We start from the raw sequence: 21319 nt of genomic DNA, 5'->3' as shown, positions 1-21319 counted from the left end.
CCTTTAATTATAAGTTTCTTCCAGATTTTCTTTAACCCACTCTAACAACTCGATTTTTTCATTGCGGATCTGCTGCTGAACAACAGCGGGCAATCGGAAGTTTAATATATCATCATAACCCCACTCATCATACGTAATACTGACTCTCAAATCAAGGTATTGGGCTGTTTCTTCAGATTCTGTTAACAATTCGACTTTTGCTAAATCGCTAGCTAGCCACGTTCTGGCGATTTGGGTTTTCATTTTTTTGAACTCGACGACCGCTTGATTGCGTTTTTCTGGATAAATGACGGTCTGGCGAATGATTTTTTGGATCAGCATCCATTCATAATCCGAAAACAGCAGTTTCACTTTCTGATTTTCAGCAGGCGATAAACTCATTGTGCCGTTTTTCCAAGCTTCCCATTGCTCCTCAGTGATTCCTAAATGTGTCTCATAAAACTGTTTTTCTGATGTGTATTGCTCGATAATCGTATTTAAAATAATGGCTATTGATACATTATGCATATGTTATCCCTCCTCTTCTATATTTTACTGAAAGTCAGCCGTAATGGAAACTTTTTGCGATTGTTTTTGATTATTTTAAAGAATTCATTTCTTTTGTTATACTAAATATGAAGGAGATGATCAATGATGAAAAAATACCGTTGGGGAATGATTGGACTTGGAGACATCGCGACGCAATTTGCCGCTGGTTTTTCCAATGAAGCAAGTGAACTGTATGGAGTCAGCGCCCGCAGTTTGCCAAAAGTCCAGGCCTTTGCCGAAAAATACGCTATCCCCCATGCTTATGAAAGCACAGATGCTATGCTGGAAGATCCGCAAATTGATATTGTGTACATTGCAGTACCTAATGATCTTCATCACGAATTTATTATGAAAGCTCTAATGGCCGGAAAACATGTCCTCTGTGAAAAAGCCATTACGACCAGTGCCGATGAATTAGCTGAAGAATTGACCTTAGCCAAAGAAAAAAATCTGATCTTAGAAGAAGCTATGACGATCTTCAATATGCCGGTTTATGCACGTTTGAAAGAAGAGATCGATGCTGGACGCTTAGGAAAATTAAAAATGATCCAAGCACCATTTGGCAGCTATAAAGATCCTGATCCCACCAATCGTTTCTTCAACCCAGATTTAGGTGGCGGTGCGTTACTGGATATTGGCACATATGCCGTTTCATTTGCTCGCTTTTTCATGACGGATACGCCAGAAGTGGCGTTTAGCAGCATGAAGCCCTTCTCTACTGGTGTAGACGAACAATCTGTAACGATCCTCCAAAATCCAGCTGATGAAATGGCTAGTGTCACGCTGACTTTCCAAGCGAAAATGCCTAAAACAGGTATCGTTGCTTTTGAAGAAGGGTACATTACGGTGGATGAGTATCCTCGTGCGGACAAAGCCATGATTCATTTCCGCGATGGGTCAAATGAGGTCATTGAAGCTGGTGACAGTAATCAAGCCCTTAATTATGAAATTGCCAATATGATCAAAGCCATCAATGGCGATATCGAAGGATCAATCCACTTGACCACCGATGTCATTGACGTTCTTGATCAAATGCAAGCTTTTTGGGAACAACAGTAAAAGTGAAAAGACTCCTTTGCAGGAGTCTTTTTTTAGCGCTCCATCGTCTGAATCTGTTCAGAAAAGTCGGCTTTGATTTCAATAAAACTTTTAAAGGTTTGCAGAAACTGAAACAGCTGGGCCCGATTTTCAAATTCTGCTCTTGTTTGCGGCAATGGTTTTTGTCGATAATCTTCGTATAAAGCTGCAATTTTTGCCAAGATCTCTTTTCCATCGTTATTTTCATGAAAGGACTGGGCGGTAAAGGATAGCAGCTCTTGAAACGCATTTGTATAGGCTTCTTCTACCCAAAACAATTGTAATAGATCAACCATTTCCAAGAGTAAGCGCGCTTGACTTTGCCGCATGGTGAAATACTCTTCATAATAAGAGGCTTCTCCTCGCCACTGGTTTTCACTATGAACCATCGCTTGCTGTTTGCCTTGCTTGATTTCTCCTAACAATGCTTGGCAAACATGAGGGAGCGTTGCCTTTTCTTTTTCTGTTAACGCGATCGACATGTCTTTTAAAAGACTTTTAAACGTTTCTTCCACCAACTGCTGTTTTTCTTTCAATGCCCGTTCGCCGTCTGGCATATACAAGTTAAATAAAAGTGCAAAGCCGATGCCAATACTCATCAACAAAAAAGCATTTCCAATCAATGGCCAAGCAAAAGAACGTTCCATCATATAATGGGTCACCAAGACCGAATTGACCACGATCCCATCGGTTAATTTGAAATAGACTGCCGTCGGAATAAATAGGAAGAGAAAAAGAACAAAGCCCAGCGGACCAAAGCCTAAAAGATGAAAGCTGACAAAAGCTAGGAGCGTCGCGATCGCCAAGGAAACCAAGCGACCGATTCCTGTAAAGAGAGAGGTTTTCTTTGTATTCCCAACACTCAAAATTGCGATGATCCCTGCGGCTGGTGCATACAATAGACCGATCTGCTGAGCAAGAAACATGGACAAACCGGAAGCAACTGCTGTCTTCACTGTTCTCAATCCAATTTTCATTTTTGTCACCTCCTTTGAAAAGTATACTAAATTGTGAGGAATAAGACTAGAATTTCTCAACAGCATTGGGTATGATTAAGTAAAGGGGGCATTCTACCATGAAACTGGGGCGTTTTCGCTTAGGTATGCGAACGATAAAAACAGCCATCGCTGTCATGCTTTGTATTCTGCTCTTTCATTTCCTTGATCGCGGCCAGCCTTTGATTGCTGCCTTGTCTGCTGTCTTTTCATTGCGACAAGACCTGACAACAACAATCTCTTTTGGGAAATCACGGGTGTTAGGAAATACGATCGGCGGCGGTACAGCCATTTTTTATTTTTTGACGAAGCAATATTTTCAAAATGATTTTCTGATCGAATTGTTTGTCCTGCCCGCTCTGGTCATCTTTGTCATCGTTTTTTCAGATGGCATCAATAACAATTCTGGCATCATCTCTGCCATTGCGACGATGCTGTTGATCACTTCCAGTGTCCCACAAGGGGAATCGATCATCTTTGCATTGGACCGTGTGCTTGATACCTTTATCGGTACCTTAGTTGCCCTGTCAATCAATTTTGTTATTCGACCACCTGAGGAAGAGAAAAAAGATGAGATTCAAGAAGATTTGGTCGTGCTAAGGCAAAAAGAGCTTGAACTAAAAGCCATGCTAGAAGAAGTCCAAGGGGAAATCTCTGAGCAAGAAAAACAAGAAAAATAAAAACAGCCTTTTTCCAGAATGCTTCTGAAAAAAGGCTGTTTTTGTTACTCATTGGCTTTCAAGGCATCGATCATATTGACATGTTTCAACTTGAAATACATCGCGATCCCTACCACGCCTGAAAACAAGCAGGTCAATCCCGCTGCATACACATAGCTCATTGGTTCGACTGTCGGTGAAAACATGGCGATATCAACTTCGATGGTCTGTAAGACAAATTGATGCTGAAGCACCCCTAATAACAAGCCAAAACCAATACCGAAAATCGTTAAAAAGATATTCTCACGAAAGACGTACATCGTCACTTCTCGATCATAAAAGCCTAATACTTTGATAGTCGACAACTCGCGGATCCGTTCCGCTATATTGATATTGTTCAAGTTGTACAACACGATAAAGGCTAATGCCCCTGCTGACGTGATCAAGATCCAAATGACGATGTTCAAGGTTGCTGTCGTGTCATCTAAGGCATCCGCTGAAGCTGAGAGGAAGGAAACATTGATGACATTATCTTGTGCCATCAGGTCAGCTGCGATCGCTTCTTCATCTGTTTTGCTTAAGCACTGATTGAATTTCAATAACTCACTATTGTAAGCAGGCGTTTCCTGAAAGATCTTTTCGTACGTTTCAGGTGTCAAATAAGCAAAATGGCCCGTGTAGTTTTCTGCGATGGCAGCTACCTTCAGTTGAAATTCCTCGCCGCTTTCATTCGTCAACGTTATCGTATCACCCACCGATAATCCAAACAACTTAGCAAGCTTTTCATTGATGATGGCACCCTCTCCTTCTAGCTCGTAAGCTTCTCCTGAAACCCGATCATTCAAGTGGACAAATCTCGATAAAGCCGCAGGATCTTCTGGCACGGTGACGGTTACTTCTTGCTGCGTGACCCCCGATTGAGCCAACGTCAGACTTTCCGTATGCAAGAATAACCCTGCTTCAAAGCCTTCAATATCTTCTGCGGCGGCTTTTGTTTCACTCATTGCTTCCGAATCCTCATCATCAAAGGTGATCACCGCCTGATACTGCCAGATTTTCTCAAACTGTAAAGGAATGATATTGCTGATAGAATCTCTTAGACCAAATCCAGTCAAGATCATGGAGGTACATCCCGCGATCCCTAAGATGGTCATGAGCATTCTGGACTTGTAGCGAAACAGGTTTCGCATTGTAACTTTTTGAATAAAACTTAAGTGCCGCCATATAACGGTGATTCTTTCTAAGAGAATTCGTTTTCCTGTTTTGGGTGCCTTTGGTCGTAACAATGAAGCCGATGACTGTCTTAAATCAAAACGTAAAACCAGCAACGCGATACCGATGGTGCAAAGCAAGCTGACTCCCACAGCAATCAATGAAAGCCGCAAATACCATGGGGTGTCATACTTCGTGAGATTGTAAAGCGGTCCATAAGCTTGAATGATGATTGCTGGAAAAAAGGAAAAGCCGACTGCTAGGCCCAATACAGCACCTGTGATGCCTGCTGCAGAGGAATAAAGCAAAAATTTCTGTCCAATCTCCCAGTTGCGATAGCCTAGTGCTTTCAACGTTCCGATCTCACTGCGTTTTTCATCGATCATCCGCGTCATAGTGGTTAGACTCACTAAGGCTGCGATCAAAAAGAAAATGACTGGAAAAATCGTCGCTAACGAAGAAACGCGTTCCGCATTGTCTTGGTATTCTGAATAACCAGGATTCGCATCGCGGTTCGCGACACGATAAACTGCCGGTTTTAGCTCCAACAATTCCTGCTCTTTTTCCGCAACTTCTTTTTTGACATCTTCAAGCTTTTCGCGTTCTTTTGGTGCTCTTTCTTTAAATTCGGCTAGCTTTTCTTGAAGGGTTGCTTCGTTTTCTCGGTATTCCAGCCAGCCCTTGTCTAGCAAAGACTGACCATTAGCTTGCTCAGAAGCTAAAGTCTCACGAGCAACACTCAGCTGCGATTCTCCTTGAGTGATCTGGGTCTGAGCCTGTGCCAATTCTTGGCGTCCGGCACTGACCTGGCTCCAGCCAGCGTTGACTTGCTGTTGCGCCCGTTGAAGTTGCACTTCTTGTTCATTGATTGCAGCCAGTTGTCCGCTTAATTGGGCACGTTGTTGCTCACCTTCAGCAATGAGTGGATTCAATGTATCTTCAGCTGCCGTCAGCATAGTAGCAATCATCGTTTCATCGATTTCCTCCAGATCAGGAATCGGACCAAGGACATCTGTCGGTAGGTTCAACTGTGCCAGAGCGGCTGTTACTTGTGCATAGACGGTAGGCAGCTGGGCCATTTGCTCCTCTGCAGAAAGTTGACCCACACTTCTGATTTGATCCATGCCTTGGTATGCCAGCGCAAGTTGCTCCTCCACTTGTTGGATGCCACTTTGTAGTTCTGACTTTTGTGCCGAAATGGGCGCTAACTGGGCTTGGGCTGATTTTACTTGGGCTTCTTGCTGAAGCAACGCTTGTTCGCTTTGATCCAGCAGTCGTTGGTTTTCCGCCAACGATTGCTTACCCTCAGCTATTTTTTGTGCTTCACTATTCAACTGCTCTTGGGCAGCTTGAATTTCTGTTTGGAATGCTGCTTCTTGTTCCGTCAGTTCCCGGTGCGCCTGCGCTAATTTTTCTTGTGCGTCGTCGAGTTCCCTTTGTGCTTCTTGCAGAGCCGTTTCTCCGTTGCGGATCTGTTCTTTGGCTTCGTCAATGGCTGGTTGTGCTTCATCGATCAGCTCTTGTCTGCGTCCTTGCGCCCGAGGAGCCAACTTTTTCTCAACTTCAGCACTTATTTGATCTCTTTTCGTCTGATACGCCACTGAATAGCTTTCCATTTGAGATAAGTCATCAAAGCGAACTAAAAATCGGGCATATGCACTTTCTTTAAAATCCTCCTCAGGAATCACCGCAAAGTAATCCACTGTCCCATTACCAACGGTACTGTTCCCCCGATGAAAGTTCTCAATATATTCAGGACTATTGACAAAGCCCACGATCGTGAAGGTATGGGTTTTTAATTGATTTTCGCCACTTTCTGGCAACTCAAAGGATTCATCTAATTCGAAACCACCACTATTTTGTGCCGCTTGATCTAAGGCGATTTCCCCTGATTTTTGCGGCAATCGACCAGAAGTCACCTCATATTGATTGACAGATCGATCAGTTGAAAGAGAGAAGACACGAATCACAGCACGATGATTTTCGGCATTGATATCAGCGATCTGCTCCGTCTCAACCGCTGTGACACCAGGCATTTCCTCAATGATTTGCCGATCGGTATCCGACAACCCCAAAGTTGAAGCAATTGTAAGGTCGGCTAATTGTTGGCGGGAAAAGTAATCTTCAGCAGCTTGTTTCATATTAGGGCCGGTGGCGCTGATCCCGACAAAAAAAGCGACTCCTAAAAAGATAATGCCTAAAATGGACAAAAACCGCCCGGGTGCTTGCCTAATTTCACGTAAACTGGAACGTAATAATGTTTTTTTCATAGGCATTTACCAAGAAATAGAGGCAATTGGAATCGGATGAGTATTTTTTTCCATCTTGCGAACCTTTGCGTCATTGATATGGATCACGCGATCCGCCATGGGAGCCAAGGCACTGTTGTGTGTAATGATCAAAACGGTCGTCCCAGTCTCGCGAGCTGTTTTTTCTAAAATAGCCAAAATCTGTTTTCCCGTTTCATAGTCAAGTGCCCCAGTTGGTTCATCACAAAGCAGCAGTTTGGGCTTCTTGGCTATGGCACGAGCAATCGTGACCCTTTGCTGTTCACCGCCAGACAATTGTGCAGGAAAGTGATCCAAGCGATCACCTAATCCAACTTGGGTCAAAATCTCAGCTGCATCAAGTGCTTCGGGTACGATTTGTGCCGACAGTTCCACATTTTCTCTAGCCGTCAAGTTCGGCACCAAATTGTAAAATTGAAAGACAAATCCGACGTCTTTGCGACGATAGGTCGTTAGTTGTTTAGCATCAAAACCAGCAATATCCGTTCCATCGACAATCACTTGGCCGCTGTCACATTGATCCATCCCGCCTAGTATGTTCAAAACGGTGGACTTACCGGCGCCACTAGGACCAAGGATCAGCGCGATCTCGCCTTTCTCTACGGAAAAAGAGACGCCATCATTGGCAGCAATCACCGTATCGCCCATTGTGTATTTCTTCACTTCTTTCACTACTTCAATATAACTCATTTTATTCCTCCAAGAATTCCAGCGCCGCATGCGCTTTCTCGCTTAACAGTGTATCACACTTTTTCCCTTGAAAGAAACCGCAAAAAAGCAGCACAAGGTCGTGCTGCTAAAAAACAAGTCATTTATTCAAAGTGATCCAGATTGGCAAAAGCAAAACAAATCATTTTGTGTGGTCCGCAATTCTTTGTTGCGTTTCTTGCCATAGTTTCTGTGCTTGTTGCTGCTCCTTCGGGATCTCGGTTAGGACTGCTTGACGATCAACAAAGTAGCGGCCACTGATACCCGCAACGTCTGGACTTAGCGCTAAGTAAATCGCTGTATCTGCCCCTTCTTCGGCTGTTTTAAAAAAAGGCGTCAACATTTTATAAATAGATTGACCAAATCCTGTTTGTCGACTGACCCCTAAGCTGGTCGCCACAGCTCCCGGATGCAAGGAATTAGCAGTAACGGTCGTATTGCGTAGCTGGAACGCAAGCGCATCCGTAAATAAAATCAGGGCTTTTTTTGAGCGGCCATATTCCCGCCAAGGGAAAAAATCCGGTACATCGAAAAAGCGCTGATCCTTTTTCTTTACAAATTTGTAGGCGCCGGATGACACATTGACGATCCTGCCGGCATCGGCACGTTTTATTAGCGGCAATAACTGACGGGTCAGTTCAAAATGCCCCACGTAGTTTACGCCCAGCATTTGTTCAAATCCATCGGCTGTTCGCTCTTTTTTTAAATTGACGATGCCCGCATTATTGATCAGTACATCCAATTTCTCAAAGCGGGCGTTGATTTCAGCGGCTGACTTGCGTACGCTAGCCAACGACCCCAAATCACCGATCACTAGATCGATGCTTAGATTGCCTGTCTCTTCCTTCAAACGTTGCTGTGCTGCCTGCCCTCGTTCGGCAGAACGGCAATACAAAATCACATGCATCCCCAATTCTGCCAATTGTTTGGCTGTTGCAAAGCCCATACCGGCATTGGCGCCGGTAACTAAAATCGTCTTCAAATCCCCATCATCTCCTTCATAGGATGTCGTTTTCTTTCATCATAACTGAAAACAAAAAAATCTGCTCAAAAAACAGATCAAGAGAAGCTCTCTTCTTGTTTCTTTAAGCAGATTGTTTTATTTTACGCCTGGTAGCGGCAGACGCCATCTAAATAGGTGGCTGTTACATTCATTTCTTGATCCAAAACAATAAAGTCAGCTGGGCGACCTTGTTTGATCATGCCGCAAGCATGGTCAATTTTACAGCTGATTGCTGGAATCAAGCTGGCCATCATGACCGCTTCTTGAGGGGTAGCGATTCCCCAGTCTACTACATTTTTCACAGCTTCTTTTAGTTTCAAAATACTACCAGCAAGATTGCCAGTTTCCATTCGAGCCGTTCCGTCTTTCACCACTACTGGAAATTCACCTAAAATATAATCACCATCTGGCATGCCGCCAGCCATCATACAGTCAGTGATCAAGGCAACATGGTCGTGACCAGCTTTTTCCATCAAAATCTCAGCTGCTTGAGGATGCACATGGTGGCCATCACAAATCAACTCTGAAAAAACTTCTTTTAATGAAAGTAGGGCACCAACCATTCCAGGCTCACGATGGTTTAATCCGCGCATACCGTTGAATGCATGAACAAAAACGCTAGCACCAGCTTCAACTGCTGTTTGCGCTTCTTGTAATGTACCGTTACTATGGCCTAGAGCAACAACTACGCCTTCTTCCGTCACTTGCGAAACAAACTCACTCACACCTTCTCGCTCAGGAGCCAAGGCGATTTTTTTGATAATTCCACCAGAAGCTTCTTGCCATTCATGGAAGGTATCGATATCAGGATCACCAAAATAAATTGGATTTTGTGCACCTTTATGTTCTTCAGTAAAGAATGGGCCTTCAAAATAGATCCCTTGGATTTTTGCTCCTGTAACTTCGTCTTTGACTTTCCCAACGGTTTCAGCAACATCCCGCAACCGTTCTTTGCTGGATGTTAAGGTTGTTGGCAAGAAGGAAGTCACACCACATGATAAAAGGCCTTCCGACATGGCTTTAATGCCTTCTGCATCGTTGTCCATCACATCATGGTTCATAAATCCGTGGATATGAGTATCCACAAGACCCGGTGCTACCCATTTGCCTGAATAATCTTCTACGTCTGCACCAGAAGGGACTTCATCGACGATCGCTCCGAATTTCCCCTCTTTGACCTCCAGGTAACCAGGGCCATGAACCGCTGATTTTAGAAAGAATTTGTCTGCGTAAATATATTTATTCATCTTGATCGCTCCTCTATTTCTTTTCTTCCTTAAAAGTACTCTTATTTAGGGAAGAAGTCAAGAAAGGTCTACACCACTTTGTCAGATTGGCGAATATCCATGACAGCACGATACAGCTGAAAACTTTTTTCGGCTGCATTTTCTTCTTTCAGTCTATAAAGTAAGTGTCCCTTCAGTTCAAACAATTCTTCTAGAAAATACAAACTGTTTTTTTCTCTGGCTAAGGAAATGCCTTCGTTCGTTACCTTTAGCGCGAGGCAATCTTCTTGTTGCTCCTTTAAAAAGACCGCATAATTGTAGTAAATTTTGGTCAATGATGTGGAGAGACGTTCCGGCGGCAGTGCGTGCATGGCATCGTAAGCTTTTTCTAAGTAAAAACGAGCCTCACCCAGTTGCAGCAAATCACTATAGACGCGACCCATGCAGCTCAGGATACGAATTTCCATCACCGACACATTGGTCTTATCCTGTTGATAGGAGTAGGCCAATCCTTTTTTCAGCGCCTCAAGGGCGGCATCATAGTTTTGATCGAGGAAATAATCACAGCTGCCTAGATAGTAGTAATACATTTGCATATCTGAATCCAGATACAAATAATCCTTGATCGCCTTATCTTCCATTTTTTCCCGCATTTCTTGAAACTGCTTATGGACAAAATGTGATTCGATTTCGGCAAAGATTTGATTGGTTTTGTTGATCTCTTCCGAATGAAGCATCATTACTTGATCTAAGGTGACTCCTAAGCGTTGGCAGATTTGGTACATCACCCAGACATTCGGCAACTCTTCGTTGTTTTCAATACGGCTTAAAACACTTTGTGAACAAATATCTTCCGCTAACATCTTCTGTGTCATCTTTCGTTTCAACCGAATCGAACGGATATTTTGACCAAAAGATTCTTCTTTTTTCTTCATAATCGTCCTCCAGGGGGAATTCTTATAAAAACCGAACGTTTCTTGTCAAAAATGCGAATTCGCATTTTTAATTTTCTTTATTTTAGCACATAATGACAAAAAGGAAAGCAATTTCAAGAATGTCTTGTTATTTTTCCACAATTTCAAATGAGGTGTTAAGATGACGATCGACAGTACGATCTTTTTTACATGGGATGGCAAGAAGTATCAAGGGATCATCGAACGAGAATATGAGAACTCTGTTCTGGTTCAAGTCACCGATCCTAGTGCTGAAATGCTGGATAAATTTACCAATCGAATGATTGTGAGCAAAAAAATTTGTCAACCAGTTGCCGAATAAAAACATAAGCACCACTCCCTCACGGTTGTTGAAGGAGCGGTGCTTTTTTATATTCTTATTTCTGACGATAGGACGCCAAAAATTCTGTCATTTTTTCAGCAGTCGTTTTTAAGTCTTCCATATTAGGAAGATAAACGATTCGGAAATGATCTGGCTGTTGCCAGTTGAACCCACCGCCGTGAACCAGCAAAATGTGGTGCTCGTGTAAAAAGTCTAAAACAAATTGTTCATCATTGGTGATATTAAAGCGTTGAATATCAATTTTAGGGAAAATATAAAAGGCGGCTTTCGGTTTCACCGCTGACAATCCCGGAATGTCATTGATTGCCTTGTGGATAAACGCTCTTTGTTCATAAATACGACCACCTGGTAATAGTAACTCATCAGAACTTTGATAGCCTCCTAATGCGGTCTGAACGATTTGTTGCGATAAGACATTCGAACACAGTCGCATCGAAGATAGCATATTCAAGCCTTCGATATAGTCTTTCACATGGGACTTGTCGCCACTGAGGACCATCCAGCCCACACGGAAACCTGCCACTCGATGAGACTTAGACAAGCCACCTAGCGTCACAACGAATCGATCTGGCGCTAATGTAGCAATCGGCACATGGACATAATCATCCATGACTAATCGGTCATAGATCTCATCAGAGAAAATGATCAAGTCATGCTCACGAGCAACCTCGACGATTTGTTGTAAAACTTCTTTCGGATAAACGGCGCCGGTGGGATTATTTGGATTAATAATGACGATGGCCTTCGTCTTGCTGGTTACTTTGGCTTTGATATCCTCGATATCAGGATTCCAATCTGCTTGTTCATCACAAATATAATGGACGGGTTTTCCGCCAGCTAATGAGATCGAAGCAGTCCACAAAGGATAGTCTGGCATCGGCACGAGCACTTCGTCCCCATTGTTACATAACCCTTGCATACACATCGTGATCAGCTCGGAAACACCATTACCTGTGTAAATATCATTGATGGTCACATCAGGAAATTTTTGTAATTGATAATATTGCTCGATCGCTTTACGTGCCGAGAAAATCCCTTTTGAATCAGAATAGCCTTCCGACTCTCGCACATTCATAATCAAATCTCTAACGATTTCATTTGGGGCTTCAAAGCCAAAAGGCGCGGGATTCCCAGTATTTAATTTTAAGATACTGATGCCTTCTTCTTGCATCCGATCAGCTTCTTCTAAAACCGGGCCGCGTACATCATAACTGACCCCTTCAAGTTTTGACGACTTCGAAAATTTCTTCATATTCCATTTCTCCTTTAACCATAGGTCAACGTCAGGTTATTGGTTCTCGTCGTTGATCTCTTTTCAGATTGAACCTATTATAGCAAAAAAATTTTAACTGTGGCGAAAATTTTTCGCCTCTCGGTCGAGAGCGCTTGCCCTGCGTTCATCCACTGAATTTGGTTCATTCAGGAATTTTCAGGAAAATACTTCAAGTACAATTCATTTAACGCCAAATGCCCCACCGAAAAATCAGTGATTCCTGCTGCGATAAAACGTTGCGGCAACTGCGGATCGCTGATTTCTACCAGATAGATCCGTCCTTGCAGATCGATGGTCACCGTCGTTAATTCTGGAAAAGCCACCAAAAAATCTGCCGAGTCCGTTTTTAAGTACAACGGTTGATTGACTAACGACTTGCGACCAAAGTATTCGTGAATGATCTTGCCGTCTTTTAAAAACAAGACCCGATCCGCGTAGGAATCCAAATTCGTCAAAATATGCGAAGCAATCACGATCGCTTTCTTTTGCGCTCGCAAGGCTTTTAATACGTTAGAGATCAATTCCACATTGGTCGGATCCAAGCCATTCATGACTTCATCCATCAGCATATAAGGCGTATCCGTCACGATCTGCATCGCAAAACAAAGACGTTGCCGCATGCCCAGCGAATAGGTACCCACAGGACGTTTGATATAGTCACTCATCCGCAAACGATCAATCGTTTCTTCCACTAAGTGTTCCTCTGAACGCCACATTCGCTGATACAGCTTGAGATGCTCGAAACCACTCAAATCATTGTACAAATCATTTTGGTCAGGAAAAAACGAAATTTGTTGATGCGCTGCCACTTCTGATTTTTTGGTCACATATACTTGACTGCCATTCAAAAATACTGCGCCTTCATTCGGCTGGATGAAATTCATCGCCACATTCAATAGCGTGGATTTCCCGGTGCCGTTAGGGGCGACTAACCCGACGATTTCCCCGGGAGAAAAGGCAATGGAAAGCTGATCCAATACTTTTCTCGTATACGTGACCGTCACATTTTTCAGTTCTAACATATCGTTCCTCCTATGCCAAATGAAATTTTTTGCGTTGGATCGTCACGAAGAAACACATTTCGATCAGAAGCCAAACGCCTCCTAATAAAAGCAACCCTTTTTCCATCGTAAACCCTGCAGAACCAAAATAAAAACGTGTCCAGCCTGAAAGGACTTGTCCCACATTTTGATACAGATAGACATACAGCGTTTTATCAAGGTAAGCACTGAACCAACGTCTTTGGAAAATATAGGGTGAAAGCAAGCAAAAACCAGCCAAAAGCAAATTAACCAGTTCTGAGCGAAACAGGGCACTGAACAACAAGATGCCGCGACAATAAATAAACTGCAAAAAAAGCGTCGCAAGAAAACATTGGCCTATAAAAAGACCGATGGCTTGTGTTTCAAAAGCGTTGAAATCTGTGATCGGGTAGCGGGCATCAAAGGTCGGTGATAAAATCGTGACCGGTAGTTCCAGGGAACCAAAGCCGAATTGAATACCAGAACCCAACCAGAGAAAGAACATGGTCCCAAGCGTTGCAATTGCAGAACCGACCATCAATACTGCCGTTTTGCTCCAAAGGATCTCTTCTGCCGATAATGGCAGTGAAAGAAATAGGGATTTATGTCTTCGTTCTTTTGGTAAGCAATCGATCGCCAAAAATAAAGAAACAGCAAGCAATAGAATCGGTAAATATCCAGTAAAACTTCGCTGCAATGCCTGTATCCCCGTTTTTTGCTCCATGACTGCTTGCGAGAGTTTCTTATTCGGCAACTGGCTGAAGGCTTCCATAAGCTTAGCGGTTGAAGCATAACCAAAGCGACCGTCATAGGCAGCGTAGTAATTTTGAAACGTATAATAATCCGGTGTATAAAAAACATTTCGTTCATCGGTAAACTGCAACGCCAACTGGTACCACGTAGTTGTTCCTCGTGCATAAGCTTGCCAGTTTTCATCAGCTAGTGCATCTAATCGTTGTTTTTCCGCTTCGTTCCATGGGGTAAACATTTCAACTGCTAAGCTTGCCGACCAATGGTCAGAAGGATTGGCTGCTTGTTGATCAAGAAAATCTTGTCGCACAGTATAGCGTTGTTGCATTTCTGTTTTATCTACTCGTTCAATCGGGCGAAAATCTTTTTGCCAAAAACTGTAAACGCCGCTATAGATAAGAAGCAAGCAAAAAAGACCAATAGTTTTCTTGCTCTTTAAGAGTTGTCGTAATTCAAATAAAAAATAGTCTTTCATCCTTTGCCTCCTCTCAACAAGCGATTCTGTTTATCCGCAACGAGCATCAAAGCTATACAAAGGAAGATCCACACCACCGTCAGCAGCCAACTAGCATAGACTCCCCAAGAAGTACCAGAACCCGATGCAAAGGCGCCCGAATAAAATTTATCCATAGCAGCTATATGAACTGGTAACAGTGGGATCTTTTGCAGCATCGGAATCAAGCCGAGCCCATAAAAAAGCACCAGCAAAAAGAAAGAGACGTATCGATTGGCTGCGATCATGTTCATGACAAAACCTAAGCATTCGATCAAACCAATCAGCAAGCCAAAAGAAACCAGGCTATATAAAACGCTCTGCCAAAAAGGTAAGGCTACCCAATCCCCATTGAGATAGACGGCTACTGGATACTGCCAATCCCCGAACTCCCCCAGAAGGCTCATTGAAAGAAAGACGCCTAAGAAGAACACAATCAAAACGCCTAAATTTGTAATCCCTTTAACCACAATTTTACTTAACATCCGAATCGGAAAAATCTGCGGGTACGAGCGAATCAAAGAGAAGTGTTCTCTTTCTTCTATCAAATTGTCACTGGCAAAAAAAGCCCAAAAGAAGAAGCCAAAATTCAGCAAAAACGTTATTGCCAAAGCGACAGCGGTCTGGGCATTGGCAGCAGTGAGGACCGGCTCTTTTTCTTGCTCGACTAAAGCTTGATAGACCTTCTGATCTTGTTCGATTGCCCATAAAGGTGGCAAAAATCCTTTGTCATCAACTTCTGACGCCCAAATCTGCTTTTTTAGTTCTGCAATTTGAATACTCGTTTGATTAAATCGTTCGTATTCTTCCATAATCAAGTTGGATAACTGTCGCGAAGTCAGTGTATTGTTTTCAAGCAAAAGTTGATACACCTCTTGTTCAGCAGGTGAACCCGACTGATTGGCTTGGTAGCGATCAACAAGCCGTGAGGCTTCCGCTTTTTCTGCAGTGATCGTGGCGGGTAAGTTGATGGGTTCCATCAGCTTCAAATAAATGGAAAAACAGCAACCTAAACTAAAGGCACCAATGAGCAGGAAGAGGAACGTTTTCTGTTTGACAGATTTAGCTAACTGGTTTTTAAAGTAGTTCATTTGCTCTCCTCTCAAAAAAATAATTATTCATTCTTTTAGCATACCTTTTATGGGAGAAAATGCAATCTAAAGTCTGAAAATTCTTTCAAATAGCATTAGGAAAAGTTATTGACAAACCTGTTGAAAATCAGGTAAGATATTTTCTAGACGCGGCGTGACAGAACTACCTCAGCCTGCGTTTCCTTCTATAGTATTTGCGGAAATGACGGAATGGCAGACGTGCAAGATTGAGGGTCTTGTGAGCAATCGCTCGTGTGGGTTCAAATCCCATTTTCCGCATCCTTACAGCTTCCCTATTATGGGAAGCTGTTTTTTTGTTTGCTCAAAAGATTCCCCATGGCGATCCTTCGATGAATTCTTTCGATCGCTTTGATCTTGAGCGTCTACTCCTAGAAAGTTGATACGAAGCTTCCTTTCCCAAATGTAAAAATCGATAAAAACTCTTTTATCATTGCATTTCACACTATTTTTCATATAAAATGAATAATATAACAATTTTTCTCGAAAGCTGGTTCGATGCTCCGCTTTTTCTTATTGGCGGATCAGAAACAGTTGCCTGAATTTACTGGTGATGAAAAATCTTTTCAGCATTTTTCCCATTCACCTTCTCTCCTCCTTCCCCCAGATAAACAAACCTCTTCCGACCGTTTTCTCAGTTACTTTCGATAGAAAGAAGGAGCCTAATGAAAAAAAGAGTACTGATCACCCTATTGTCATTCGTTATTTTGCTTATCGGTTGCGCAAAGGCAGATGAAGAACTGTCAGAGACCGTTGCACTTGGCATCGACGCACGACTGGAATATACAAACCAATCCGGAACGGGCTGGGCCTATTATCACCCAGCAACCTTAGAGTTGTTGATTGCCGGCAGTCAAGCCGAATTGGCTATTTTGGAAGAGCTTGATTCTTCCGACGAAGATCTTTATCAGTTAATCAGCCACACAATTGATTTGATGGCAACCGCTGAACGAGCGTTAGTGGAGCGTCGGATCGATGTCCCTGCTTGGTTTGCTGCCCGCATTGGTTATAGCGAGGCTCTGGCTGCGATTCATGAACGGAGCCCTATCATTCTCAGTAATCAAGACAACCTCAACCGTCTACTGGAGGTAGCAAACGAAACGATTCCTGAAGCCGACCCGCGTCAAAAGCTGGGGCTTTTGGCAGACGATATTGCGCAGCTTCAGCAGCTCACCGAAGATGAGCTAACTCTTCATCGCAGAATCAAACTTGACGACGAACTCACCGCCACTGTCTACCACACAAGTGAAACGAATGTTGACGTCTTCGTTTTTTCGAAGCCCGAAGAGGAGTACGCATCTGGATTTACTGTTCTTAATCGGGAAACTGCCGACGAGCAAAAAGCTGCATTCTATGAAACGATTTTACGAGGGCTGGTCGTAAATATTCCTCGTGAATCGTTAATGTTTATGAATCGATTCGATCAATCTTCAGATGAACATCAGCTGGCGGTGATGACCTATGGCTTTGATCATGACATTGATCAAGACATGGTCACTACCGTGTATCAACAGCTTCAAGAAGCAAACGCAAAACAAGAAGCAGCTACGGCTTTGCAGCAAGAGCAAAGCCAGCAAAACCAGGACGAACAAACTCAGACCGAGAATGAAGGAGCTTCAGAACAAAGACGAGCGATCGCACTTGCCGAATCCTATACGAACCTCATGGCTTTCTCACGTGCACGATTGATCCAACAATTAGAATTTGAAGGGTTTACCCATAATGATGCGCAATGGGCAGTTGATCAGCTCACGATTGATTGGAACGAGCAGGCGTTGAAGAAAGCAAATAGTTACCATTCCTTGATGAGTCTTCCTCCAGACAACATTCGCCGGTTATTGGCTTCCGAAGACTTTTCAGAAGAACAAATCGACTACGCGATGACAAACATGGGTAACTAAAAACTAGCGAAGAAAAGGGCATCGCGATGCCATATGCTGTTGTAGTGACCCCAAAAAATTTGGTTTTTTGGTCTAACTTTGGGGGTCAGTTGATGTCCCTTATACTGTGACTATGTTTATACCCAAGAAAGTGCTCGTTCTGATGCGTTCATTCGTACAAATTGGCGAGGTTTACTAGAGTCTCACGAGGAGGAGAAAAATGAAAAAACAAGTTTTGTTGCCATTATTACTGATACTATCCCTGATTTCAGGATGTGGGACGATAAATTTAGCAAGCCCTGAGGAACTTTCTGAGCGCATCGGTGCAGCTTTAGATGCTGGTTGGGAACATACCTATCATGCAGAAAATCTGACTTATGAGTTAAGTATTGAAAATCTCGAACTGATGATTCGAGGCAAAGAAGCAGAATTGGCCTTTCTAGACCAGGTCAATAGCAACTCAAAACACAAGGCGGCATTCATTGAAAACACGGAAACAATGATCGCACTCGCTCAAGAAGCGATCGAAGCTCGCTATCTGGATATGCCCAGTTGGGTTGCCGCTCGCAACGGCCGTATCGAAGCCTTACTTGCCATCCATGAAGAGAGCCCGATCATCGTCAGTAGACGAGCAAAATTGCAAGAATTATTCAACGAATACGAAGAGGATTTAGCACTAGTGACCGCTGGAGCAAACAATCCTCTTGCCGATGAAGAAGGAATCAATGAAGATACACGAGAAAAGCTTGGTTTGACACCTGATACACTTGAACACTTACTCCAACAAAGCGATGACCAAGAAATCGAGTGGCAGAGTGCTATTGATTTGGCGAACGGTGTGACCATGAATGTCTTTTCAACAAAACATGAGCCAGTGGAGATTCTCACATTTACGAATGCTGGCGAACAATACCCTGCCGCAATCACTTTGTTTAATGGGCAAACGACGGAAATCGTTCCCGAGATAATGACTCCTTACGAAGCCGTTTCCGCTTATTTTTACGAAATTGCCGATGCAGTTTATGAAACGATTCCAGTCGGTTATCGATTTCTGGTTGAATCCCTATGGCTTGAACTGGAAAACGACAATCGTTTTCAATTTAGAACCTACGTGTTTGATAACGAAGTGACCGAGGAAACGATTTTAGCAGGGTTTCATTTCGCCCCGACTGTAGCAGCACGCTATGAGCGCGAAAACAATGCGACAGAACGAGAACGTGAAGCCTTTTTCCTCGTTAGAGCGCAAGGAAATCGTCGCTTTTATTCAAAACAAGAGATGGCAGAACTGTTAGAAACAGAAGGTTTCACTGCGGAGGAAACACAATGGGCACTAGAGACCCTTGACGTAGATTGGTATCGCCATGCTTTAGGGCGCGCCAATCAATCCCGCCGGGTGTTAGGGATTCGTCAAAGAAATATGGCCGCTCATCTTGAAGGGAACGGCTTCTTACCTGATGAGATCGAATTTGCGATTGAAAACATGGAAAATTAGTATGTAGTGGACGAGACAGATCCCATTCCCCATTTTTTCTTAGCGTAAACAAAAAACCGACCAATCTTCCTGTTTAAGATTGGCCGGTTTCTTTATTTTTTGGTTTTGATTGGTACCATGGCTTTGCGCCGATGCTGTTTCATTATTGCTTGAAGACCATAGACACCAACTCCGATAATTCCTGCAAAAGCCGAAAAAGCAATAAAAATCACAGGAGACGCCCCACTTTCTATTAATTGTTTCCCTTGGACAAAGAAAAATAAGCCCATGCTGATCAATAATGCTAGAAATAGTGATTGTCCCGCCCCGTTTTTTTTCATGCTTGCTCTCCTTTTACTTGATTATAGGTTATTCTCTCATTTCATGAATGAAAAAACCTCCATCTTAAGGCTGATTCTTTCTTTCGATGATCAGATTGATCCCATTCGGATCAGTCAAATGCAAGCGGCTGTCTGTTTCTAACTCATAAGAAACGCCACTTGCCTTTAGATGACTTCGTATCGTAGAAAAAGCCAAAGCTGGCAAAACGATCGTAAAGTACGCTAAGCCTAGATCCTTTTCCTCCATAGCTGGAACATTTCTTCCCATCCAAATATTCGATCCGATATGGTGATGATACGAACCAGCAGCAAAAAACTTTGCTTGGCTACCAAAATCTGAAGTCAAACGCATGCCTAAAACTTCGGTGTAGAATTCTTCTGTTTTTGCCAGATCCGCCACTTTCAAATGGACATGCCCCACCGTGGTGCCAACTGGAAAAGTCGTTTGTGATCGGTCAGCGGCTCCCAGCACGCCTTGCGCGTCCATTTCGATAGTAACGCCTACGATCTCACCGTCTGCTCGAATATCCCATTCACTCTTCGGTTTGTCACGATACACTTCGATCCCGTTTCCTTCTGGATCGGTCAGGTATAACGCTTCACTATACCCATGATCGCTAGCACCATCCAGAGGGGCTTTTGCCTCCAAATAATGAATCAGCATATTTCCTAGGTCTTTACGGCTAGGCAAAAGAAACGCCGTATGGAAAAGGCCTGTTTTCCGTGTCAAAGGCAACGGATCACTTACCTTCTCTAGGACTAAAAGCTCTTGTGTCCCCACGCCCAATCGCGCGTGATCTACACTTTGCTCCAATAAAGTTAGGCCAATCACGTCCGAATAAAACCGGCTCATTTTTTCCATATTCGCTACTTTTAAAACGACTTTGCCAATTGCGGCTGTTGCATCGATTTGATAGGTTGATTGAATCATTGTCATCGCTATTTCCTCTTTTCTAAACAGTTAAATTCACTTGTACCTTTAAGTATAACACTAACTTTTAGTAAGTAAATAAATCTGCTTGTTGAGGAAAGGATTCCGTGATATCCCGTGACTCCTTGTAACAAAGCTTTTCCTCATCAGTCACAATCAAAGACAGCTCGCTCACTTTTGCAATGCTTCAATCAGTGAAATGGTCGGCTGCATCGCTTCTTCGGTCGTCCCTTCTAACACAACATAACAAAATGGCTTGTATTCAGCGGTGATGGCCAATAGTTGTTGATAATCAATCCTTCCTTCTCCCAATGGCACTACCTTGATTTTACCATCGATTACTTGATAGTCCTTCAAGTGCAAGCAAACGATGGCATCACCAAAGCGGGAAAAAGCTTCCCTTGTCAAAGCGACTTGCTCTTGATAGTTCTTCGCCGTAATCAGATTGGTTGGATCAAAGATGATCCCTAAATAGTCAGACGGTACTCGTTCCAGCAATTCTTCGATTCGATTGATCGATGATAGTGGATGATTCAAGCCCGCTTCAATCCCTAGCATCACTTGATGTCTCTTAGCCACTTGGACCAAACGCTTGATCACCTGAACCAAATCATCGAAAACGATGTCACTGAAATTTTCCTCGGTATACCCCATATTTGGCAAAACCGAACCAGTTTCACTTGCAACCATAGCTGCATCAAAGTATTTGGCATGTGCGAGATAGGTCTCGAATCTGGATAAAATCGCTTCCCGTTTTTCCAGATCAGGATGGATCAGATTACTATAACAACTCAATAAAGCGACCTGAACATAAGATTGACCAAAAACACGTTTGAAAAAGCGGCCTAAACCAGGGCTTAATTGCTCTGGCTCTGCCCATTGCGGGAAGGATTTATTTAATGCAAATTGAATGTTATGAATGTTTTTGGCGGCAATTTTTTGCGCTAATTCTTCTGGGGACCCATAATTCTTTAAATCATGCCCCCGAACAGTTAGTTGAAACATAGCTTCTCCTTTCTTCACTGCTTTTGAAGCAAAAAGAAGACCAAGCAGCGAA

The 21319-nt window shown here is 43.2% G+C and carries 19 protein-coding genes and 1 tRNA gene; 6 read left to right on the top strand and 14 right to left on the bottom strand.

All coding sequences use genetic code 11. The features are described from left to right. Positions 1-3 precede the first annotated feature (3 nt). Positions 4-507, bottom strand: coding sequence for a hypothetical protein (locus ACIPK1_RS05840; RefSeq protein WP_061054010.1), 504 nt, complete (start codon positions 505-507; stop codon positions 4-6). A 123-nt stretch (positions 508-630) separates the two neighbouring features. Between ACIPK1_RS05840 and ACIPK1_RS05835 the strand changes: the two genes are divergently transcribed. Continuing rightward, positions 631-1587 (top strand): Gfo/Idh/MocA family protein, encoded by a 957-nt coding sequence (locus ACIPK1_RS05835; RefSeq protein WP_016613320.1) that lies wholly within the window; start codon positions 631-633, stop codon positions 1585-1587. A 32-nt stretch (positions 1588-1619) separates the two neighbouring features. Here the strand turns inward: ACIPK1_RS05835 and ACIPK1_RS05830 are convergent, their stop codons facing one another. Next, on the bottom strand, positions 1620-2582 hold the full coding sequence (locus ACIPK1_RS05830; RefSeq protein ID WP_086332307.1) for an aromatic acid exporter family protein: 963 nt from the start codon (positions 2580-2582) through the stop codon (positions 1620-1622). Between the two features lie 98 nt (positions 2583-2680). On the opposite strand from ACIPK1_RS05830, the gene ACIPK1_RS05825 reads away from it, so the two are divergent. Beyond that, the gene (locus ACIPK1_RS05825) at positions 2681-3280 is read left to right on the top strand and encodes an aromatic acid exporter family protein (protein ID WP_005231932.1); all 600 of its coding nucleotides are present in this window, start codon (positions 2681-2683) and stop codon (positions 3278-3280) included. 44 nt (positions 3281-3324) lie between these two features. Here the strand turns inward: ACIPK1_RS05825 and ACIPK1_RS05820 are convergent, their stop codons facing one another. The 5 genes from ACIPK1_RS05820 to ACIPK1_RS05800 all read right to left on the bottom strand — a co-directional run bounded on the left by ACIPK1_RS05820 (position 3325) and on the right by ACIPK1_RS05800 (position 10631). Further along, a complete protein-coding gene (locus ACIPK1_RS05820; RefSeq protein ID WP_400450212.1) occupies positions 3325-6747 on the bottom strand; it encodes an FtsX-like permease family protein in 3423 nt (1140 codons plus the stop codon). Further along, positions 6748-7449 (bottom strand): ABC transporter ATP-binding protein, encoded by a 702-nt coding sequence (locus ACIPK1_RS05815; protein ID WP_008381485.1) that lies wholly within the window; start codon positions 7447-7449, stop codon positions 6748-6750. 160 nt (positions 7450-7609) lie between these two features. Further along, complete coding sequence (locus ACIPK1_RS05810) at positions 7610-8449, bottom strand: SDR family oxidoreductase (protein WP_400450211.1); 840 nt, start codon at positions 8447-8449, stop codon at positions 7610-7612. A 122-nt stretch (positions 8450-8571) separates the two neighbouring features. After that, on the bottom strand, positions 8572-9717 hold the full coding sequence (nagA, locus tag ACIPK1_RS05805) for an N-acetylglucosamine-6-phosphate deacetylase (RefSeq protein ID WP_005236444.1): 1146 nt from the start codon (positions 9715-9717) through the stop codon (positions 8572-8574). Positions 9718-9785: 68 nt separating this feature from the next. Continuing rightward, positions 9786-10631 (bottom strand): helix-turn-helix transcriptional regulator, encoded by an 846-nt coding sequence (locus tag ACIPK1_RS05800; RefSeq protein ID WP_008381491.1) that lies wholly within the window; start codon positions 10629-10631, stop codon positions 9786-9788. 160 nt (positions 10632-10791) lie between these two features. Between ACIPK1_RS05800 and ACIPK1_RS05795 the strand changes: the two genes are divergently transcribed. After that, the gene (locus ACIPK1_RS05795) at positions 10792-10971 is read left to right on the top strand and encodes a hypothetical protein (protein ID WP_005236448.1); all 180 of its coding nucleotides are present in this window, start codon (positions 10792-10794) and stop codon (positions 10969-10971) included. 55 nt (positions 10972-11026) lie between these two features. Here ACIPK1_RS05795 and ACIPK1_RS05790 read toward each other — a convergent pair whose 3' ends face one another. The 4 genes from ACIPK1_RS05790 to ACIPK1_RS05775 form a co-directional block, all read right to left on the bottom strand. Next, entirely contained in the window at positions 11027-12244 is a 1218-nt protein-coding gene (locus ACIPK1_RS05790; RefSeq protein ID WP_016621168.1) for a pyridoxal phosphate-dependent aminotransferase, read from the bottom strand. Between the two features lie 167 nt (positions 12245-12411). Next, positions 12412-13287, bottom strand: a complete 876-nt coding sequence (locus tag ACIPK1_RS05785; RefSeq protein ID WP_194187991.1) for an ABC transporter ATP-binding protein — start codon at positions 13285-13287, stop codon at positions 12412-12414. A gap of 10 nt (positions 13288-13297) precedes the next feature. Continuing rightward, positions 13298-14512, bottom strand: a complete 1215-nt coding sequence (locus ACIPK1_RS05780) for an ABC transporter permease subunit (protein WP_005236453.1) — start codon at positions 14510-14512, stop codon at positions 13298-13300. After that, complete coding sequence (locus ACIPK1_RS05775; protein ID WP_016621170.1) at positions 14509-15621, bottom strand: hypothetical protein; 1113 nt, start codon at positions 15619-15621, stop codon at positions 14509-14511. Before ACIPK1_RS05775 ends, ACIPK1_RS05780 begins: the two co-directional genes overlap by 4 nt. Before the next feature lie 196 nt (positions 15622-15817). On the opposite strand from ACIPK1_RS05775, the gene ACIPK1_RS05770 reads away from it, so the two are divergent. The 3 genes from ACIPK1_RS05770 to ACIPK1_RS05760 all read left to right on the top strand — a co-directional run bounded on the left by ACIPK1_RS05770 (position 15818) and on the right by ACIPK1_RS05760 (position 19011). Then, a tRNA-Leu gene (locus tag ACIPK1_RS05770) sits at positions 15818-15900 on the top strand. 404 nt (positions 15901-16304) lie between these two features. Then, the gene (locus tag ACIPK1_RS05765) at positions 16305-17540 is read left to right on the top strand and encodes an Ltp family lipoprotein (RefSeq protein WP_400450207.1); all 1236 of its coding nucleotides are present in this window, start codon (positions 16305-16307) and stop codon (positions 17538-17540) included. Between the two features lie 199 nt (positions 17541-17739). Further along, positions 17740-19011: a hypothetical protein gene (locus ACIPK1_RS05760; protein WP_400450205.1), complete on the top strand. Its 1272-nt coding sequence runs from the start codon at positions 17740-17742 to the stop codon at positions 19009-19011. A gap of 92 nt (positions 19012-19103) precedes the next feature. Here the strand turns inward: ACIPK1_RS05760 and ACIPK1_RS05755 are convergent, their stop codons facing one another. The 3 genes from ACIPK1_RS05755 to ACIPK1_RS05745 form a co-directional block, all read right to left on the bottom strand. Beyond that, positions 19104-19331 (bottom strand): hypothetical protein, encoded by a 228-nt coding sequence (locus tag ACIPK1_RS05755; RefSeq protein ID WP_005229963.1) that lies wholly within the window; start codon positions 19329-19331, stop codon positions 19104-19106. 64 nt (positions 19332-19395) lie between these two features. Next, positions 19396-20268, bottom strand: a complete 873-nt coding sequence (locus ACIPK1_RS05750; protein ID WP_400450203.1) for a VOC family protein — start codon at positions 20266-20268, stop codon at positions 19396-19398. A 165-nt stretch (positions 20269-20433) separates the two neighbouring features. Beyond that, positions 20434-21267, bottom strand: a complete 834-nt coding sequence (locus ACIPK1_RS05745) for a sugar phosphate isomerase/epimerase family protein (RefSeq protein ID WP_400450201.1) — start codon at positions 21265-21267, stop codon at positions 20434-20436. Positions 21268-21319: the final 52 nt, after the last annotated feature.

This window comes from Enterococcus sp. NPDC086594, assembly GCF_044746145.1.
Taxonomy (GTDB): domain Bacteria; phylum Bacillota; class Bacilli; order Lactobacillales; family Enterococcaceae; genus Enterococcus_D; species Enterococcus_D entomosocium.
The sequence above is the reverse complement of the archived record's forward strand: the minus strand, read 5'-3'. Positions and strand labels throughout refer to the sequence as shown.